20 protein-coding genes are annotated in these 18181 nt (G+C 66.4%); 5 read left to right on the top strand and 15 right to left on the bottom strand.

The features are described from left to right. Window positions 1–76: 76 nt before the first annotated feature. Window positions 77–1084: an LLM class flavin-dependent oxidoreductase gene (locus QRQ56_RS20285; RefSeq protein WP_438742576.1), complete on the top strand. Its 1008-nt coding sequence runs from the start codon at window positions 77–79 to the stop codon at window positions 1082–1084. 13 nt (window positions 1085–1097) lie between these two features. On the opposite strand, the gene QRQ56_RS20280 is transcribed toward QRQ56_RS20285, so the two are convergent. The 7 genes from QRQ56_RS20280 to QRQ56_RS20250 all read right to left on the bottom strand — a co-directional run bounded on the left by QRQ56_RS20280 (window position 1098) and on the right by QRQ56_RS20250 (window position 7413). After that, window positions 1098–2708, bottom strand: a complete 1611-nt coding sequence (locus QRQ56_RS20280; RefSeq protein WP_438742575.1) for a tannase/feruloyl esterase family alpha/beta hydrolase — start codon at window positions 2706–2708, stop codon at window positions 1098–1100. Between the two features lie 87 nt (window positions 2709–2795). Beyond that, a complete protein-coding gene (locus QRQ56_RS20275; RefSeq protein WP_438742574.1) occupies window positions 2796–3671 on the bottom strand; it encodes an amidohydrolase family protein in 876 nt (291 codons plus the stop codon). Window positions 3672–3684: 13 nt separating this feature from the next. Next, on the bottom strand, window positions 3685–4080 hold the full coding sequence (locus QRQ56_RS20270) for a RidA family protein (RefSeq protein ID WP_438742573.1): 396 nt from the start codon (window positions 4078–4080) through the stop codon (window positions 3685–3687). Window positions 4081–4105: 25 nt separating this feature from the next. Further along, window positions 4106–4909: a 2-oxo-hept-4-ene-1,7-dioate hydratase gene (hpaH, locus tag QRQ56_RS20265; RefSeq protein WP_438742572.1), complete on the bottom strand. Its 804-nt coding sequence runs from the start codon at window positions 4907–4909 to the stop codon at window positions 4106–4108. A 3-nt stretch (window positions 4910–4912) separates the two neighbouring features. Continuing rightward, window positions 4913–5773, bottom strand: coding sequence for a fumarylacetoacetate hydrolase family protein (locus tag QRQ56_RS20260; protein WP_438742571.1), 861 nt, complete (start codon window positions 5771–5773; stop codon window positions 4913–4915). Window positions 5774–5826: 53 nt separating this feature from the next. After that, on the bottom strand, window positions 5827–6444 hold the full coding sequence (locus QRQ56_RS20255) for a flavin reductase family protein (RefSeq protein ID WP_438742570.1): 618 nt from the start codon (window positions 6442–6444) through the stop codon (window positions 5827–5829). Between the two features lie 3 nt (window positions 6445–6447). Continuing rightward, complete coding sequence (locus QRQ56_RS20250) at window positions 6448–7413, bottom strand: Bug family tripartite tricarboxylate transporter substrate binding protein (protein ID WP_438742569.1); 966 nt, start codon at window positions 7411–7413, stop codon at window positions 6448–6450. 127 nt (window positions 7414–7540) lie between these two features. Between QRQ56_RS20250 and QRQ56_RS20245 the strand changes: the two genes are divergently transcribed. The 3 genes from QRQ56_RS20245 to QRQ56_RS20235 all read left to right on the top strand — a co-directional run bounded on the left by QRQ56_RS20245 (window position 7541) and on the right by QRQ56_RS20235 (window position 10672). Beyond that, complete coding sequence (locus tag QRQ56_RS20245; RefSeq protein WP_438742567.1) at window positions 7541–8335, top strand: IclR family transcriptional regulator; 795 nt, start codon at window positions 7541–7543, stop codon at window positions 8333–8335. Between the two features lie 254 nt (window positions 8336–8589). Further along, window positions 8590–9885 carry an O-acetylhomoserine aminocarboxypropyltransferase gene (locus tag QRQ56_RS20240; protein ID WP_438742566.1) on the top strand — a complete coding sequence of 432 codons (1296 nt, stop codon included), beginning with the start codon at window positions 8590–8592 and terminating at the stop codon, window positions 9883–9885. Between the two features lie 4 nt (window positions 9886–9889). Then, on the top strand, window positions 9890–10672 hold the full coding sequence (locus QRQ56_RS20235; RefSeq protein ID WP_438742565.1) for an alpha/beta fold hydrolase: 783 nt from the start codon (window positions 9890–9892) through the stop codon (window positions 10670–10672). A 64-nt stretch (window positions 10673–10736) separates the two neighbouring features. On the opposite strand, the gene QRQ56_RS20230 is transcribed toward QRQ56_RS20235, so the two are convergent. Further along, complete coding sequence (locus QRQ56_RS20230; protein ID WP_438742564.1) at window positions 10737–10928, bottom strand: hypothetical protein; 192 nt, start codon at window positions 10926–10928, stop codon at window positions 10737–10739. A 395-nt stretch (window positions 10929–11323) separates the two neighbouring features. Between QRQ56_RS20230 and QRQ56_RS20225 the strand changes: the two genes are divergently transcribed. Beyond that, window positions 11324–12055 carry an SDR family NAD(P)-dependent oxidoreductase gene (locus QRQ56_RS20225; protein WP_438742563.1) on the top strand — a complete coding sequence of 244 codons (732 nt, stop codon included), beginning with the start codon at window positions 11324–11326 and terminating at the stop codon, window positions 12053–12055. A 219-nt stretch (window positions 12056–12274) separates the two neighbouring features. Here QRQ56_RS20225 and QRQ56_RS20220 read toward each other — a convergent pair whose 3' ends face one another. Genes QRQ56_RS20220 through QRQ56_RS20190 form a run of 7 tightly spaced genes read right to left on the bottom strand, consistent with a single transcriptional unit; the run spans window position 12275 to window position 18178 of the window. Next, window positions 12275–12886: a pyridoxamine 5'-phosphate oxidase family protein gene (locus tag QRQ56_RS20220; RefSeq protein ID WP_438742561.1), complete on the bottom strand. Its 612-nt coding sequence runs from the start codon at window positions 12884–12886 to the stop codon at window positions 12275–12277. A gap of 10 nt (window positions 12887–12896) precedes the next feature. Further along, window positions 12897–13508: a phosphonate metabolism protein/1,5-bisphosphokinase (PRPP-forming) PhnN gene (gene phnN / locus QRQ56_RS20215; protein ID WP_438742560.1), complete on the bottom strand. Its 612-nt coding sequence runs from the start codon at window positions 13506–13508 to the stop codon at window positions 12897–12899. Continuing rightward, a complete protein-coding gene (locus QRQ56_RS20210) occupies window positions 13505–14659 on the bottom strand; it encodes an alpha-D-ribose 1-methylphosphonate 5-triphosphate diphosphatase (protein ID WP_438742559.1) in 1155 nt (384 codons plus the stop codon). The genes phnN and QRQ56_RS20210 overlap by 4 nt, the downstream gene beginning before the upstream one ends. An 11-nt stretch (window positions 14660–14670) precedes the next feature. Continuing rightward, window positions 14671–15369 (bottom strand): phosphonate C-P lyase system protein PhnL, encoded by a 699-nt coding sequence (phnL, locus tag QRQ56_RS20205; protein WP_438742558.1) that lies wholly within the window; start codon window positions 15367–15369, stop codon window positions 14671–14673. Window positions 15370–15391: 22 nt separating this feature from the next. Then, entirely contained in the window at window positions 15392–16189 is a 798-nt protein-coding gene (phnK, locus tag QRQ56_RS20200; RefSeq protein ID WP_438742557.1) for a phosphonate C-P lyase system protein PhnK, read from the bottom strand. Next, on the bottom strand, window positions 16182–17078 hold the full coding sequence (locus tag QRQ56_RS20195) for an alpha-D-ribose 1-methylphosphonate 5-phosphate C-P-lyase PhnJ (protein WP_438742555.1): 897 nt from the start codon (window positions 17076–17078) through the stop codon (window positions 16182–16184). The genes phnK and QRQ56_RS20195 overlap by 8 nt, the downstream gene beginning before the upstream one ends. After that, window positions 17075–18178 carry a carbon-phosphorus lyase complex subunit PhnI gene (locus QRQ56_RS20190; RefSeq protein ID WP_438742554.1) on the bottom strand — a complete coding sequence of 368 codons (1104 nt, stop codon included), beginning with the start codon at window positions 18176–18178 and terminating at the stop codon, window positions 17075–17077. The genes QRQ56_RS20195 and QRQ56_RS20190 overlap by 4 nt, the downstream gene beginning before the upstream one ends. Window positions 18179–18181: the final 3 nt, after the last annotated feature.

The following is an 18181-nucleotide window of genomic DNA, read 5'->3' as shown; positions in this document are numbered from 1 at the left end:
CTGCGCTAACATTCCCCGCCGGATGCCACTACATGTGGAGCCTCTGCGCATATCGCCATCCATCCGGACCCCGCCCATGATCCCCTTCTCCGTGCTCGACCTCGCGCCCATCCGACAGGGCGGCGACGCCGCGCAGGCGTTCCGCAACTCGCTCGATCTTGCCCGCCATGCGGAAGGCTGGGGCTTCAAGCGGTTCTGGCTGGCCGAGCATCACAACATGACCGGCATCGCCAGCGCGGCGACGTCGGTGGTGATCGGGCACATCGCGGGCGGCACCAAGACGATCCGCGTCGGCTCCGGCGGGATCATGCTGCCGAACCATTCGCCGCTGGTCATCGCCGAGCAGTTCGGCACGCTGGAATCGCTCTATCCCGGGCGGATCGATCTCGGGCTCGGGCGGGCGCCGGGCACCGACCAGTTCACCGCGCGGGCGATGCGGCGCGACCTTGCGACGGCATCGGAGAATTTTCCGCATGACGTGCTGGAGCTGCAGGCGCTGCTCGGCGATATCAAGCCGAACCAGGCGATCCGCGCCGTGCCCGGCATGGGAACGAAGGTGCCGCTGTGGATTTTGGGATCGAGCACCTTTGGCGCGCAGCTTGCCGCGATGCTGGGGCTGCCGTTCGCCTTCGCCTCGCATTTCGCGCCGCAGATGATGATGCCGGCGCTGCGCGAATATCGCGCGCGCTTCGAGCCCTCGGCGCAGCTCGACAAGCCCTATGCGATGGTCGGCGTGAACGTGTTCGCGGCCGACAGCGACGTCGAGGCGCAGCGGATGTTCTCCTCGCTGCAGCAGCAGTTCATCAATCTGCGCCGCGGCACGCCGGGCCCGCTGCCGCCGCCGGTGGACGACATGGACGCGCTGTGGTCGCCGGCGGAGAAGGCCATGGTCGGCCAGTCACTGTCGTGCTCCGCGGTCGGGACGCCCGGTGTGGTCGAAGAGAAGTTGAAGGCGCTGATCGCCGACACCGGCGCGGACGAGTTGATCACCACCGGGCAGATCTACGACCATGCCGCGCGGCTGCACTCGTTCGAGATCGCGGCCGGGGTGCGGGAGCGACTGGCGAAGCAGCCGGTGGCGTGAGCCTCTCTGCGCCTTAAGGGACGGCGCAGGCGAAGTTCTCGGCCTGCTCGATGCTGCCATGGCCGAGATAGCGAGCCTGTCGGGGATAGGGGCACAGCGGCCGGCTGCGTTCCGGCCAGGGTGTCGTCGCGCCCGCGCGCGCCGCGATACTGTCGGGCGCGTGGCCCTGCTCGACCCAGTTCACCAGCGGGGTCAGCACGTCGAAGCTGTCGGTGGCAGGCCCTCCCGAGCAATGGTTCATGCCGGGCACGAGGAAGAGCCGGGCGAAGTCGGCCGTCTCCGTCTCCCCGCCCGCAGCGTTGGTGAGCCGCTTGTACCAGTCCAACGTATCGAGCGCAGAGAACGTGGGATCACTGACGCCGTGATAGAGCAGCAGCTTGCCGCGCCGCTGGCGGAAGCCGGAAAGATCGACTGAATTCGCGGAGATCGTCTGCACGGAGGACTGAGGCATCGCGGCGCTCGTGCCGAAGATGCGCGCATGGGCGGCCGTGACATCGACGGTGCGGTAGAAGTCGTAAACGGCGTCCGCGTCATTGGCGAGCGGCGCATGAGGCGGGGTCATGTAGAGATAGGCCAGCGTCGCGCCAAAGGACACGTTGAAGGCGTTGACGCGGCTGTCGGGTGCCGTGCCGAGAATCCAGCGCCGCCACCCGGCCGCGGCGATGCCGGAATCATAGGGATAGGGCGCATAGATCCGCTGGCCCTGCGCCGTGGTCGGCCCCTGAAAGTGATTTTCCAGCGCCGCGACCTGGGCGGCCGAGAGACAGCTTGCCGTCTTCTCTGCGGGACATTGCAGCGTGCGCGGCGAGAAGCGACAGGCGGGCACATTGTCGATGATGCCGTCGGCAAGACCATCGCCGTCATCGCAGGACTGCACGATCGCCTTCGCCAGCAATTCCATGTCGGCCTGCGACAGAGCCTGCGCTAGGATCGGGCGGCCGTCGGGCGCTTTCGGCGCGATCTCCGCAAAGCCCTGCGTCGAAGCCGCCCCCGCGAGCCCCTTCTCCGGCATGCGAAATGCCGGCGCGCCGGCGGCAACGCCGTCGAAATGCTCAGGAAAGCGCTGCGTCATCACCATGCCGTGCCGCCCGCCGTTGGAGCAGCCGAGGAAGTAGGAATAGCTCGGCTGACGTCCGTAATAGGCCTGGATGAAACGCTTTGCCTGGCGCGTCACGACATCGTCGGCGCGATAACCGAAATCGATACGCGCCTGCGGGTCGAGGCCGAAGCTGGCGCCACCGAGGGGACCCGGCGCGTTGCCGTGTCCGGCATCCGTCGTGACGGTCGCATAGCCCTGATTGAGCGCGCTCGGTTGTCCGCCGCCGGGCTGCGCATCGCCATTGCCGATAACGCCGTCGGTGCCGCCCTGCCCCTGGAACACGAAGCGGCCGTTCCAGGTCTCGGGCAATCGGAGGTGAAGGCCGATGGCGAACGTCTGACCGTCGGCGCCGGTTCGCTCATCGAGATGGGCGATCACTTCGCAATGGGCAGGGAGGCCGCCTGCCGCCGGACGCGACTGCGCCTCGCTGATGCGCATCGCCGCGCCGGCTTCGGCTTGCAGCCGGTCGCATGTGATCACGGGCGGGAAGCTGTCGTTGCCAGCCGCTGCGGGGACGACAGACACAGCGCTTGCGATACAGGCAAGCGCCGCTCCAAGCCGAAGACGCGCCGAGACGATCACCATGGAGCCCCCCGATCGTGAACGCCCCGATTAATCCGGAAATCCAAACAGTTTTGCCGGATTGTGCACCAAAATCTTCTCCAGCTCCCTCTGGTCCGCGACATAGCGGTACATCAGCTCGAGCAGGTCGGCGTCGTTCGGCGGCTGCTTCACCGAGACCGGATGCGGCCAGTCGCTGGCCCAGACGCAGCGGTCGATGTTGGCCTCGATATAGGCGCGCGCGATCGGGATGACGTCGTCATAGGGTGCGCCGGTCTTCGAGGTCTTCTCGCCGAGCGACAGCATCACCCAGAAATTGCCCTTCTTCAGCAGCTCCAGCATCTTGCGCAGATTCGGGTCGTTCCTGCCGGCTTCCGGATCAGGCCGCGCCATGTGGTCGATCAGCACGGGCACGTCGAGGTTCTCGTACTTGGCGACGCTGGAGACGATGCCGTCCTTCTCGGGCTGGATCTTGGCGTACCAGCCGAGCTCGCGGATGCGGGCGATGGCGCGAGCGAAATCGGCATCCGACAGCACGGCACCGAGCTCCTGGCGGAAGCTGAAGCGCGCGCCGCGCACACCGGCATCGTGCAGCTTGGCGAGATAGGCATCGTTGGCTTCCGCAAACACCAGCGCGTTGGCGCAGCCACGATAGTTCGGGCCCATCGCGGCCAAGCCGTCGAGCACGACGGCATGATCGGCGCCGTAGGTCGTGGTCTGCACGATGATGCCGCGCTCGATGCCGAGCGCCCTGTGCATGCGCAGCGCCGCTTCCCAGGTCGCGGTCGGCATGCGGTAGGCGGCGCCGGGACGCTCCGGATATTTCTCGATCGGCCCCAGCACGTGGAACTGGCTGTCGACCGTCTTCGGCGGCGGCGCCTTCGCCGGGCGGCGCGGATTGGGATCGAACGGCAGATAGGTCGGCATGCGCAAGACTCCTTCAGTCGATCACGGCGGTGAAGTCGCAACTTACCAGCGCGCCGCCGTCCATATTGTCCATCGGCAGCGCGTGACGCGCGGGCCGCGAATGCTCGTCCGGAAACATCTTGAGCCACTCGACATTGATGGGCCCGCGGTTGCCGCGGTCCTTCAGCCACACCGTCATCTTGATGATGTCGTCCGTGCTACCGCCGGCGGCCTCCACCGTCGCCTTCATATGCGCGAACATGTTGGCGCATTGGGCATCCAGGCTCTCCGGCATCGCGTTGGTGGCGGGATCGCGGCCGAGGATGACGCCGGACATCACGAGATGGCCGATGCGGCAGGCGTTCGGAATCGGATTGACGTGCTTGAAGCCGCCGATGTGGATGCTCTTGCGCCGCTTCTGGCTTGTCATTGTGCGCTCCCTCTTATTTGTTGCTTCAGACGAACTGGCACGACACCGAGCCGAACGGGCCGTAATCGGCGTGGAAAGTATCGCCGCGGCGGATGTCCACGGGACGCGTGAACGAGCCCGCCAGCACGACCTCGCCGGCTTTGAGATGCTCATCATGCGGCGCGAGGCGGTTGGCGAGCCAGGCGATGCCGTTGGCGGGGTGGTTGAGCACGCCGGCCGCAAGGCCGGTCTCCTCGACCTCGCCGTTGCGGAACAGCAGCGCGCCGATCCAGCGCAAATCCGCATCCATCGGGCGGATCGGCCGGCCGCCGAGCACCAGCGCGGCATTCGCCGCGTTGTCCGAGATAGTGTCCATCACCTTGCGCGTCTTGCCGGTTTCAGGGTCGACGCGATGCATGCGCGTCTCCAGGATCTCCAGCGCGGGGGTGACGTAATCGGTGGCGTTAAGCACGTCGAAGATGGTGCAGTCCGGCCCGCGCAGCGGCGCCTTCAGCACGAAGGCGAGCTCGACCTCAATGCGCGGCGCATGGAAGCGGTCGAACGGGATCGGCTGGGCGTCGGCATAGAACATGTCGGCGAACAGCACGCCGTAGTCGGGCTCGTTGATGCCGACCGCGTTCTGCATCGCCTTGGAGGTCAGGCCGATCTTGTGACCCCTAATGATGCGGCCGCGGCCGAGCTGCAGCCTGGTCCAGGCGCGCTGGACGGCGTAGGCATCCTCGATGGCGAAATCCGGATACTCTTTCGTGAACATCGGGATCAGCGTCTTGGTGCGCTCGGCCTCGTCGAGGCGCGCGGCGAGGCGCTCGATCGTTGCGGTATCCAACATCGCTTACTGCTCCGCCGCGACTTTGTTGCTGAGCACGCCGATGCGGCGCGACTCGACCTCGACGACGTCGCCGACTTTCAGCCAGCGCGGCGGATCGAAGCGGGCGCCCGCGCCGGTCGGCGTGCCCGTCACGATCATGTCGCCGGGCTTGAGCGTGGCGAAAGTCGAGAGATAGGAGATGATGAAATCGAACGGGAACATCAGCCGCTCGGTGGTGTCCTGCTGCCGGACCTCGCCGTTGACGCGCGTGACGATGTCGTGCGGGCCGCGCGGGTCGAGCTCGTCCGACGTGACGATCCACGGGCCGATGCTGCCGGAGCGATCGAAATTCTTGCCCTGCGTGACGTTGAACTTGCCGTGGCGCAGCCAGTCGCGGATCGTGCCCTCGTTGCACAGGGTCATGCCGAAGATGTGCGACCAGGCCTGTTCGCGCGGGATGTGGCGGCCGCCCTGCCCGATCACGATGACGAGCTCGCCCTCGTAGTCGAGCTGGTCCGACACTTTCGGCTTCTCCAGCGGTTGGCCGGAGCCTGTCATCGACGACATGCTGCGCACGAACAGGCTGGGATATTTGGGCAGGTCCGAACTGTCTTTATATTCGGCGTTGCGCTCGGCGTAGTTGACGCCGATGCACCAGAGCTTCTCCGGCGCCAGCACCGGCGGCAGCAGGACCAGCTTGTCCAGTGCGTAGTCGGGCTTCTGCCCGGCGACGGCCTCCTGCGCCTCGGCGAGCGCGTTGGCCGCGATCAGTGCTTTCACATCCGAATGATCGCGACCGATCCGCCTGGTGAGATCGACCACGCCGCCTTCGACGGCCGCGCCATAGCGCGCCTCGCCGTCCACGAGATAGCTCAACAGTCGCATTGTGATTTCCTCCGATGATCTCGAGGCGGCCTGGGCGCGATCGGCCCGCGCGCTCAGTCTTTCGATTTTGGCGTCTGGAAGACGGTATTCAGCGTCACGATCTCGCCGAGACGGGCGTAGCGGGGACCGCCGATGCGGGCGATCGGGTCGAGCGTCCTGGTCTCGACCTTGCCGTCGTTGACGAGGCCGTCGCGCAAGTGAAACAGCACGACCTCGCCGACGATCAGCCGGCTCCTGGCATCGCCGAACTCCAGGCACTGGCGGAAGCGGCATTCCATCGCGACGGGTGCTGCGGCCAGCCGCGGCACCTTGACGCGCTCGCTCGCGATCGTCTCGAGGCCGAGATGCTCGACTTCGCTGATCTCAGGCGGATGCTCGACTGAGGAATCATGCACCGCCGACATCAGCGGGAAGTCGGCGATGTGGATGACGTATTCTTCGGTGTCGAGGATGTTGTGCGCGGTGTCCTTGTAGTCGGCGCCCTTGCGGCCGACGCTGATGGCGAGCATCGGCGGCTTCTGCGAGACGAAGGTGAAGGCGCTGAAGGGCGCGAGGTTGAGCACGCCCTTAGCCGACAGGCTCGTGACCCACGCGATCGGGCGCGGCACCACGATGCCGGTCATCAGGCGGTAGATGCGCTCCGCGCCGAGCTCGGTGGGATCGATCCGCATCGATCAATCCGCCCTGATGTTGGCCTTGCGCACCACCGGGATCCACTTGGCGTCCTCGCGCTCGAGATAGGCCTTGAATTCGTCCGGCGTCATGGCGGTCGCTTCGCCGCCGAGCTTTTCGAATTTGTCGACCACGGCGGGGTCTTTCAGGATCGCGATCAGGGTCTCGTGCAGCTTGTCGATGACAGGCTGCGGCGTGCCCGCGGGCGCGAACAGACCCGTAAAGGTCTGGCCGTCGAAATCCTTGTAGCCGAGCTCGACGAAGGTCGGGACATCCGGCAGCGACTTCAGGCGATGAGGGCTGGTGACCGCAAGCGCGCGGAACAGGCCGGCCTTGATGTGCTGCAGGCTGACCGTGAGCTGGTCGAACGCGAACTGCACCTGGCCGCCGAGCAAATCGTTGATCGCCGGCGCATTGCCGCGGTAATGCGCGGTGACCCATTGCAGGTCGAGGTTCGACTGCATCAGCTCGCTGAGCAGATGGTTGGTGGTGCCGGGGCCCGGTGACGCCATGGTCAGCTTGCCGGGCTCGCGCTTGGCGAGGTCGACGAATTCCTTGAAATTGTTGGCCTGCACCGACGGATGCACCTCGAGCACCAAGGGCGTCATCGAGATGGTCGAGATCGGCATGAAGTCCTTTTTCCAATTATAGGCTTCGCGCTTGTTGATCTCGGTCGCGAACAGCACCGGACCGTTGGCGCCGACGAACAGCGTGTAGCCGTCCGGCGCCGACTTCGCGAACGCCTCGCCCGCGATCATGCCGCCGGCGCCGGCCTTGTTCTCGATGATGAAGGGTTGGCCGAGCTTCTCCTGGAGCTTGTCGGCGACGATGCGCGCGGCACTGTCGACGTTGCCGCCGGCGGGATAGGGCACGATCAGCTTGACGCCGCGCGCCGGCCATTGCTGGCTAGACGCGGGCCCCGCCAACATGGCCGCCATGGCAGCGATGGCAATCCAGATTAATCTCATGTTAACCTCCCGACGGCGCTTCCAATTCGTGTCGAGCGCCTGACATTGCGCATGGCGCCCGATCGCCGCGCAATCTCCAGATGCGCACTTTACCTGTCGAGTGAATTGTGGCGTTCTTGTCCATATTATGGACAAGGCAGATCTCAGGAAGCCCACGACTGCGTTGGAACCGCGGCAGGGCGCGCAGGCGATCCGGCGCGCACTCGCGGTGCTGCGCATTCTTGCCGCAGGCCGCGAGGACGGTGTGCCATTGGCCGAGGTGGTCCGGACGACGGGCCTCACCCGCCCCACTGTGCATCGCATCGTGCATGTGCTGATCGAGGAAGGCATCGTCGAGCGCAACGCGCGCAGCGGCCGCTACGCGATCGGCAACCAGGTGCCCGAGTTGGCGCTGGCGCGGCCGCGGCCGTCGCGGCTGCTGATCGCGGCCAATCCGTCGCTGCTGCGCGCCTCGACCGAAGTCGGCGACACGCTGTTCCTCACCATGCGCACCGGCAACGACACGCTGTGCGTCGATCGCCGGATCGGGGTCTATCCGATCCAGGTGCTGTCGATCGAGGTCGGGGCGCGCCGGCCGCTCGGCGTCTCCAGCGCCGGCATCGCCATCCTCGCCGCGATGCCGGCGCAGGAGGCGCGAAAGATCGTTGCAGCCAACGAGAAGCGGTTCGAGGCCTACAAGACCGATACGGCGACGGTGCTCGGCGAGATCACCGCCGCGCGACGGCTGGGATACGGGCTGCGGGAGATCGGGCTGATACAGGGCACGAAATCGATCTCGACCTGGATCAAGACGCCGGACGGGCAGCCCGCCGCGGCAATGACCGTCTCCGCCGTTCGAACGAGGCTCGGACCAAGGCGGGAGCAGGAAGTTGCGGAGATATTGCTGCGGGAGACCAAGGTCATCGAGCAGGCGATTCGTTAGCGTTGACGGTGCCGCTTCACCTCGCCCCGCTTGCGGGGAGAGGTCGGATTCCATCGAAGATGCAATCCGGGTGAGGGGGACTCTCGGCAAGCTCGACTGTCACCGTCCCGGCGGAGAGTCCCCCTCACCCCAACCCTCTCCCCGCAAGCGGGGCGAGGGAGCGCATTGTCCTCGCGGCGCTGTCAATGGGCTGACGTCGCGCGCGTTTTTATGGCACAACGCCCCCCACCATCGACCGACCAACGAGGCCCCGCATGCCCGCGCCGAAACCGCCTGCCTTCGAGACCCTGAGCCTGCATGCGGGCCAGCATCCGGATCCCGTGACCGGGGCCCGCGCGGTGCCGATCTACCAGACCACGTCCTACGTGTTCCAGGATTCCGACCACGCCGCCGCGCTGTTCAACCTGGAGCGCGCCGGCCACATCTATACGCGCATCTCCAACCCCACCACCGGCGTGCTGGAGGAGCGGCTAGCGGCACTCGAAGGCGGCGTCGGCGCGATCTGCACCGCGAGCGGCATGGCCGCGCTGCACCTCGCCATCGCGACGCTACTCAATGCCGGCGACCACATCGTGGCGTCGAGCTCGCTCTATGGCGGCACCATCAATCTGCTGGCGCACACGCTGCCGCGCTTCGGCATCACCACGACCTTCGTGAAGCCGCGCGACCTCGACGCGTTGCGCAGCGCCATCAAGCCGAACACCAAGCTCGTGATCGGCGAGACCATCGGCAATCCCGGCCTCGAAGTGCTCGATATTCCCAAGGTCGCGCAGATCGCCCATGACGCAAAGATTCCGCTGCTGATCGACAACACCTTTGCGACGCCCTATCTCAGCCGCCCGATCGAACTCGGCGCGGATATCGTCATGCATTCAGCTACAAAGTGGATCGGCGGCCACGGCATCGCGATCGGCGGCGCCATCGTCGACGGCGGCCGCTTCGACTGGCGCGGCTCCGGCAAGTTCGCCGTGCTGACCGAGCCCTATGGCGGCTATCACGGCATCGTCTTCGACGAGCAGTTCGGCACGGCAGCCTTCATCATGCGCGCGCGCACGGAAGGTTTGCGCGATTTCGGCGCCTGCCTGTCGCCGACCAATGCGTTCCAGCTGCTGCAGGGCATCGAGACGCTCGGTGTTCGCATGGACCGGCATATGCAGAACACGCTATCCGTGCTGGAGGCGCTGAAATCCAACAAGGCGGTGGACTGGGTGCTGCATCCTTCGCTGGAGACGCACACGGATTACCAGCTCGCCAAGCAACTGCTGCCGCGCGGCGCCGGTTCGATCATCTCCTTCGGCATCAAGGGCGGCCGTCCGGCGGGCCGCAAGTTCATCGAATCCTTGCGCATGATCAGCCATCTCGCCAATGTCGGCGACGCCAAGACGCTGGTGATCCATCCGGCCTCGACCACGCATCAACAAATGGATGCCGAGCAGCTCAAGGCCGCCGGCATCGGCGAAGAGCTGGTGCGGCTGTCGGTCGGCATCGAGACGGCCAGCGACATCATCGACGATCTCGCGCAGGCGCTGCGCATCTCGCAGAAGGTCTGATGCCATGAAGCTCTCCGTCAACGGCCTCGAGGTATTCGCCGCCACCGGCGGCCGCGACTTCGACAAGTCCCTGCCCACGGTCGTCTTCCTTCACGGCGCCGGCTTCGACCATTCCACCTGGGCGCTGCATACGCGCTGGTTCGCCCATCACGGCTTTGGCGTGCTGGCACCCGACCTGCCCGGCCACGGCCGCTCGCCCGGGCCTTCGCTCGGCAGCATCGCCGAGATGGCCGACTGGACAGCGGCGCTGCTCGAAGCGGCGGGCGCGGCGAAGGCGCATCTGATCGGCCATTCCATGGGATCGCTGATCTCGCTGGAGACCGCCGCGCGGCATCCCGACAAGGTCTCGGCGCTGAGCCTGATCGGCACCGCCGCGACCATGACGGTCGGCCCGGATCTGTTGAAGGCCGCCGAGGCCAATTTGCAGGATGCCAACGACATGGTGTCGATCTGGGGCCTCGGCTTCAACGCCGAGCTCGGCGGCAGCCTCGCACCCGGCCTGTGGATGCATGGCGGCGCGCAGGCGGTGCTGAAGGCGTGCGAGCCCGGCGTGCTGTTCAGGGATCTGTCGGCCTGCAATGCCTACGCCAATGCGCTCGCCGCTGCCGCGACCGTCAAGGTGCCGACGACGCTCATTCTCGGTGAACGCGACATGATGACGCCGGCGAAGGCAGGCAAGGCGCTTGCTGCCGCGATCCCGCATGCGAAGACCGTCGTCGTGCCGGGCGCCGGCCACATGATCATGGCCGAGCGGCCGGACGAATTGCTGGCGGCGTTGCGGAGCTGAAAAGGATCGATCGATCAGCTTGCGCGTTGCGGCGAGACATCCCCGCCCGCCGGAGCCAATCAACTCAACCGCCTCCCCGCTCGGACAGCACCGCGCGCGCGGCGCGTTCGGCTTCGCGCGCAGAGCGGAACTGGCGGCCTTCGAGACTGTCGAACACGCGCTCGGAGGAGAAGAAGCGGAAGCCGCGCTGGTCTCTCGTGACGATGCCGGCGGCGCGATCCTGGATCTCTATGATGTAGGCGTTGGACTGGGGCATGACTGCTCGCTCGCCGAAGGCTCGGCGTTCCTGTCTGAAAATTTGCGGTGTGGATGCTGCGAGGGCGAGGTCAGCAACAACAACAGGCGCCGGTCGCCGCCGAGAAACAGCGCCGCGTCATGCACGCTTGCATGTCGTTCTGATTGCGCTGGCGATCGGTTTTCATGTGGCGACTTGGGGCTCGAGGAGCAGTTTCGATGCTTGCGACTATCGAGCGCTTGGCACGATTGGTCAATGAAATGGCCGTCCATATTTGCCGCGAGCGCGCTGGAGCGTTTCTCCCGCGGCACGCGCGGGCAACCGAATTCATCTCGCGATGAGTTCAACGCGGGCGCGAAGCCGGTGTGGTACGCTTCCGGCAAGCCACGAAACGGAACAAACGGGAGGTCCAGGAGATGGCGAACGATCTGAAAGGACGCACCGCGCTCGTGACCGGCGGCTCGCGCGGGATTGGCGCTGCCGTCTGTCGCGCGCTGGCCGCATCAGGCGCGGCGGTGGCGATCAACTGCCGTGAGCAGATCGGCCAGGCCGAGCAGCTTGCAGGCGAGATCGTCAAGCAAGGCGGCCGCGCCATCGTCGTCGCCGCCGACGTCTCGCAAGCCGGAGCCGTGGCCAGCATGATCGAACGCGTGACGGGCGGGCTCGGTCCGATCGACATCCTCGTCAACAATGCCGGCATCGCCATCACGCGCGGCATCGATGATCTCACCGAGGAGGATTTCGACCGCACGATCCTGGTCAATCTGAAATCGGCCTTTCTCTGCACGCAGGCGGTGCTGCCGTCGATGCGATCGCGGAAATGGGGTCGCATCGTCAACATCTCCTCCGGCGCCGCGCGCGGTGCCGGTGCGATCGGCCCGCACTACAATGCCTCCAAGGCCGGCATGGAGGGCCTCACGCGAGGTTACGCGGCGCGGCTGGTGAAAGAGGGCATCACGGTCAACGCGGTGGCGCCGTCGCTGATCGAGACCGACATGATGAGCGGCCAGCCCAGCCTCGTCAGCCGCATCCCGCTCGGCCGCTTCGGCACGGCGGACGAGGTGGCGAAGGCGGTGATGCTGCTGGTGGACAATGCCTACATGACCGGGCAGACGGTCGCGCTGAGCGGTGGCATGGCGTTTAATTAGGGAGCCGACCTCCTCTTCCCTTCTCCCCTTGTGGGAGAAGGTGGCGTAGGCGGCCTGCGGCCGCCGTTCTTAAGAACGCCGAAGCTAAGCTTCGGCTACGGCGCCGGATGAGGGGTATCTATCCGCATGCAACATTTTTCGCGGGGATAGATACCCCTCACCCGTCTCGCCGCTTTGCGGCGAGCCACCCTCTCCCACAAGGAGAGAGGGTAAGAACAGTCACCACATCGACGCCGCGGCGCGCTCGGGCCAGATGCGGTCGTACTCGGCGCCGCCGACCTTGTTGTCGCTCATCTCGGCGAGGATCTGGCCGGGCGTGGGCAGCGTCTTGGGGTCGATGCGCTTGTCGGGATTCCAGAGGTCGGAGCGCACGATGGCACGGGCGCACTGGAAGTAGATCTCGTCCACCTTCATCACCATGACGCTGCGTGGCGCCTTGCCCTCGACCTTGAACGAAGCCAGCAACTCGGGATCGATGGAGAGATGAGCGCGGCCGTTGGCGCGGACGGCGTTTCCGGAGCCGGGGATGAGGAACATCAAGGATACCCTGGGATCGCGCACGATGTTGCGCAGGGAATCGACCCGGTTGTTGCCGCGGCGATCCGGCAGCATCAGCGTTTTGGGATCGTGGACACGGACGAAGCCGGGCAGATCGCCGCGCGGCGAGCAGTCGATACCTTCAGGGCCAATGGTGGCAAGCGCCGCAAACGGCGCCTTCTCGATGAAGATGCGGTAGAGCGGCGTGACGTGGTCGGCGACTTTCACGGTCGAGGCGTCACCAACGGCGCCGTAGATGGCTTCAAGCTGTTCGACCGTAGTGATCACCGACATTCCAGTCTCCTTATTGTGCCGGCCGACCCTCTTGCCAGCCTTCGCCCTTGATAACCCGTACGAGCTGGCGGCCGTGATAATCCGCGCTGCCCGCATTGAGAATGGTGACATCGGCCTGCGCCGATCTGTCGTCGACGCTGCGGGTGAGCCGCTCGGCGATATTGCCGTCGCTCTGCCGGGCGCGCGCGGCAAGCCGCTGCGCAAGAACCTCCGGCAGCGCCGTGATCGCGACCACCACGACATGGGCATAGGCCCGGCGCAATGCAGCGATCACGGTGCGCGAGACGTTGGCGACGACAGCCCGGCCGGCGCGGATCTCGTCGTCGATATCGCGGGGCAGTGCATAAAAATGTCCATGCGCCTCCCAGTGCACGGCGAAGTCGCCGTGGTCGCGCGCGCGGCAGAATTCGTCCTGGCTGACCGCGACGTTGTCTTCGTCAGCGGACGAGGCGCGCGTCACGATCCGACGCGGGAAGACGATGCCGGGATCGTCGCTGCACGCCGCCTGCGCGAGCCGCAGCAGCGTGTCCTTGCCGGCACCGCTGGGACCGACCACGAGCACGAGCCGGCCAGGGCCGATCGCTCCCGCCTCATCCCCCGCCATTGCCGACGTCTCGCTCATGCCACGCGGTGTCCTTCGCGCCAGACGCTGCGGACGACGGGAACGTGGCCTGCGACATGCACGCGGATCAGGTCGGCACGCTTGCCGGTCGCGACCTCGCCGCGATCGGTGAGGCCGACCGCCTCGGCCGGGGCCTTCGTCACCGTGCGGATCGCCTCGGGAAGGCTGATGGCGGGGACATGCTCGGGCAATTGCAGCGCCCCCATCAAAAGGCTCGACGGGATGTAATCCGACGACAGGATGTCGAGCAGGCCTTCGCGGGCGAGATCGACCGCGGCGATGTTGCCGGAGTGCGAGCCGCCGCGCACGACGTTCGGCGCGCCCATCAGAATATCGATGCCGGCCTGGTGCAGGGCGCGCGCGGCCTCCAGCGTGGTCGGGAATTCCGCCACCGAAACCCGGTCGCGCACGGCGTCCGCGACATTCTCCTCGGTGGTGTCGTCGTGGCTGGCCAGCGGAATCTCGTACTGATGCGCGAGCGATACGATCTCGCGCATGTTGGCCGCGGCATAGAGCCTCTGGTACTCGAAGCGCTTGGCGAACAGCTCGTCGAGTTCGGCATCGGTCTTGCCGCCGCCCTTGCCGCGGTAATAGTCGCGCAGCTTGACCTCGTCGCGGAACTGGCGCTGGCCGGGCGTGTGGTCCATCAGGGACATCAGCTTCACGTCGGGGCGGTCGATCAGCTCCCTGGCCTCCTCGACCACGCTCGGCATCGGGATCTCGCAGCGCAGATGCAGGAAGTGATCGGCGCGCAGCAGGCTGGCGTCGCGCGCAGTGGTGATCGCGGCGGCGAGCACGCCGGCGCGGCCATCGACTTCCTCGGCGCCGTCCTCGCGCCAGACCCGTAGCGAATCGAACACGGTGGTGATGCCTGATGTGGCGAGCTGGCCGTCATAGGAGACGACGGCGGCGACCGGATTCCAGAACACCTTTGGCCGCGGCACGTAATGGGCTTCGAGATGATCGGTGTGGAGCTCGATCAGGCCGGGCATGATCAGATCGCCGCCAGCGTCCTCGGCGCCCGCGGGGGCCCTGCCCTCGCCGATCTCGGCGATGCGACCGTCGGCAAGAGCCAGCCAGCCCTGCTCGATCACCCGGTCGGCCAGCACGATCCTGGCGTTGGCGATCACGATATCCTTCGGGGCGTTCATGTCCATGTCCTTCAGGCCGCGGCGGCAAAGCTGGTGACGTCGACGATACGATCGGCAATCAGATGACGGATTTCGTCGTCATGGACAATGGCGACCATGGCAACGCCCCGGCGTTTCTTCTCGGCGACCAGCTCGACCACGACGGCGCGGTTGGCGGCATCGAGCGAGGCGGTCGGCTCGTCCAGCAGCAGGATCGGCAGGTCCGAGATGAAGCCGCGCGCGATGTTGACGCGCTGCTGCTCGCCGCCGGAGAAGGTGGCGGGCGGAAGCTGCCAGAGCCGCTCGGGGATGTTGAGGCGATGCAGCAGCTCGCCGGCGCGCGCCTGTGCATCGGCCCGGCTCATGCCGCCAGCGATCAGCGGCTCGGCGACGACGTCGATGGTCGCAACGCGCGGCACCGCCCGCAGGAACTGGCTGACATAACCGATGGTGGCGCGGCGGACGTTGAGCACCTGCCGCGGCTCGGCACTGGCGAGATCGATCAGCGCGCCGCGATGGCGGATGCCGATGCGGCCGCTATCGCAGCGGTAATTGCCGAAGATCATCTTCAGGATCGACGATTTGCCCGCACCCGACGGGCCGGAAAGCACGACGCACTCGCCGGGATTGACCTGGAAGGTCACGCCGCTGACGACAGGCAATTCGATGCCGCCCTGCAGGTGCATCGTGAAGGTCTTCCTGGCGTCGGTGATGTCGATCGTTGCGGTCATTGGCTGGCTCATGTTTTTGGGCTCATGGCGGCAGAATCGAGGAAACGAGAAGCTGGGTGTAGGGCTCGCGGGGATCGTCGAGCACCTGGTCGGTGAGGCCGGTCTCGATGACGCGGCCGCCCTTCATCACCATCACGCGGTGCGACAACAGGCGCGCGACCGCGAGATCGTGGGTGACGATGATGACGGCGAGCTGCAGCTCGGCGACGAGGCCGCGCAGGAGATCGAGCAGGCGGGCCTGCACGGAGACGTCGAGGCCGCCGGTCGGCTCGTCCATGAACACCAGCCGAGGCTCGGTGACGAGGTTGCGCGCGATCTGGAGCCGCTGGCGCATGCCGCCGGAATAGGTGCGCGGGGCATCGTCGATGCGCGCGACGTCGATCTCGACGCGGGTCAGCCAGTCGGATGCGGTGTCGCGAATGCGGCCATAATGATTCCAGCCCACCGCCATCAGCCGCTCGCCGACATTGGCGCCGGCCGAGACCGCCATGCGCAGGCCCTGCGCGGGGTCCTGATGCACGAAACCCCAATCGGTGCGGAACAGGAAGCGCCGCTCGGCCTCGCCCAGCGTCGCGAGATCGCGGGTGATGCCGTCGCGCATGCGGTAGGAGACGTGGCCAGCGCTCGCCGCGAGCTGGCCCGACAGCAATTGCAGCAGCGTCGACTTGCCCGAGCCGGATTCGCCGACGATCGCCAGCACCTCGCCGGGATAGAGCGCGAACGACACGTCGCGGCACGCGGCGATGCGGCCGAACGACTTGCTGAGGGATGTCGCGACCAGCAACGGCTCGTCGTTCTCGTGCAGCTCCGGATCAGCCATTCGACGCCTCCTGCACCTTCTCCTTGTAGGGCGCAGCGCTGAGGCTGCCGTGATGGCCCGCGGCCTGCCGGCCCTCGCAATAGTCGGTGTCGGAGCAGACGAACATCCGCCCACCCTTGTCGTCGGTGACGATCTCGTCGAGATAGGAATTTTCCGCCGCGCACAGCGCGCAGGGCGCGTTGAACCGATACGGCTCGAACGGGTGATCCTCGAAATCGAGCGACACCACCTGCGTATAGGGCGGGATCGCGTAGATGCGTTTCTCGCGGCCGGCACCGAACAGCTGCAGCGCCGGACAATTGTCCATCTTGGGATTATCGAATTTCGGCGTCGGCGACGGGTCCATCACATAGCGCGCGTTCACCTTGACCGGATAGGCGTAGGCGGTCGCGATGTGGCCGAAGCGGGCGATGTCCTCATAGAGCTTCACATGCATCAGGCCGTATTCGGCGAGCGCATGCATGCGCCGCGTCTCGGTCTCCCGCGGCTCGAGGAAGCGCAGTGGTTCCGGAATCGGCACCTGATAGACCAGAACCTGGTTCTCGTTCAGCGTCGCCTCGGGGATACGGTGACGGGTCTGGATCACCGTCGCCTCCTCCGTTGCCGTCGTGGTGGCGACGCCCGCGGTCTTGGCGAAGAATTTCCGGATCGAGATCGCGTTGGTGGTGTCGTCGGAGCCCTGGTCGATCACCTTCAGCACGTCTTGCGGTCCGAGGATCGCGGCGGTGACCTGCACGCCGCCGGTGCCCCAGCCATAGGGCATCGGCATCTCGCGGCTGGCGAACGGGACCTGATAGCCGGGAATCGCGATCGCCTTCAAGATCGCGCGGCGGATCATCCGCTTGGTCTGCTCGTCGAGATAGGCGAAATTATAGGCCGGCGCGTTCATTCCGCGGCCTCCTTCATGGCGTCGGGCGTTTGGGCATCGGCAAATTCCTTCCGCAGCTTGCGCAGCAGGCCGAGCTCGGACTGGAAGTCGACATAATGCGGCAGCTTCAGATGCTCGACGAAACCGGTCGCCTGGACGTTGTCCGAATGCGACATCACGAACTCCTCGTCCTGTGCGGGGGCGAGCGCCTCCTCGCCGAGCTCGCGGGCACGCAGCGCGCGGTCGACCAGCGCCATCGACATGGTCTTGCGCTCGCTCTGGCCGAAGGCGAGGCCGTAGCCGCGGGTGAAGCACGGCGCCTCGGTCGCCGAGCCCTTGAATTGGTTGACCATCTGGCATTCGGTGAGCTCGATGGAGCCGAGCGGCACCGCAAAGCCGACGTCCTCTGCCGCGAACTCGACCTCGACCTCGCCGAAGCGGATTTCGCCGGCGAAGGGATGGTTGCGGCCGTAGCCGCGCTGGGTGGAATAGCCCATCGCCAGCAGAAAGCCCTCGTCGCCGCGCGCGAGGTTCTGCAGGCGCAAATCGCGATCCGCCGGAAAATTCAGCGGTTCGCGGGTGAGATCGCCGACGCTGGCGCCGTCCTCTGCCTGCGGCGAGGATTCGATCAGCCCGTCGCGGCCGAGAATGTCGGTCACGCGCGGCGTCGGCGCCGTCGAGGCTTCGGCCTCGGCCGGCACATCCGGCACAAAACCTTGCGCGAGCGAGGGATCGAGCAGGCGATGCGTGTAGTCGAAGGTCGGCCCGAGAATCTGGCCGCCTGGAATGTCCTTGAAGGTCGAGGACACCCGCCGCTGCACCCGCATCGCGCCGGTATCGACCGGCTCGCTGGCGCCGAAACGCGGCAGTGTGGCGCGGAAGGCGCGCACCAGGAAGATCGCCTCGATCAAGTCGCCGCGCGCCTGCTTGATGGCGAGCGCCGCGAGCTCGCGATCGTAGAGCGAGCCTTCGCTCATGACGCGATCGACGGCGAGGCCAAGCTGCTCCGAGATCTGGTCGAGCGTGATCTCCGCGACGCCCTGGTCGCCGCGCCGCTTGTGGGCGAGCAGGCGATGGGCGTTCTCGATGGCGCGTTCGCCGCCTTTGACTGCGACATACATGCT

The sequence above is a fragment of the Bradyrhizobium sp. U531 genome (assembly GCF_051710265.1).
Taxonomy (GTDB): Bacteria; Pseudomonadota; Alphaproteobacteria; order Rhizobiales; family Xanthobacteraceae; genus Bradyrhizobium.
Note: the sequence above shows the minus strand (reverse complement) of the source record. Positions and strands in the feature narration are given on the sequence as shown.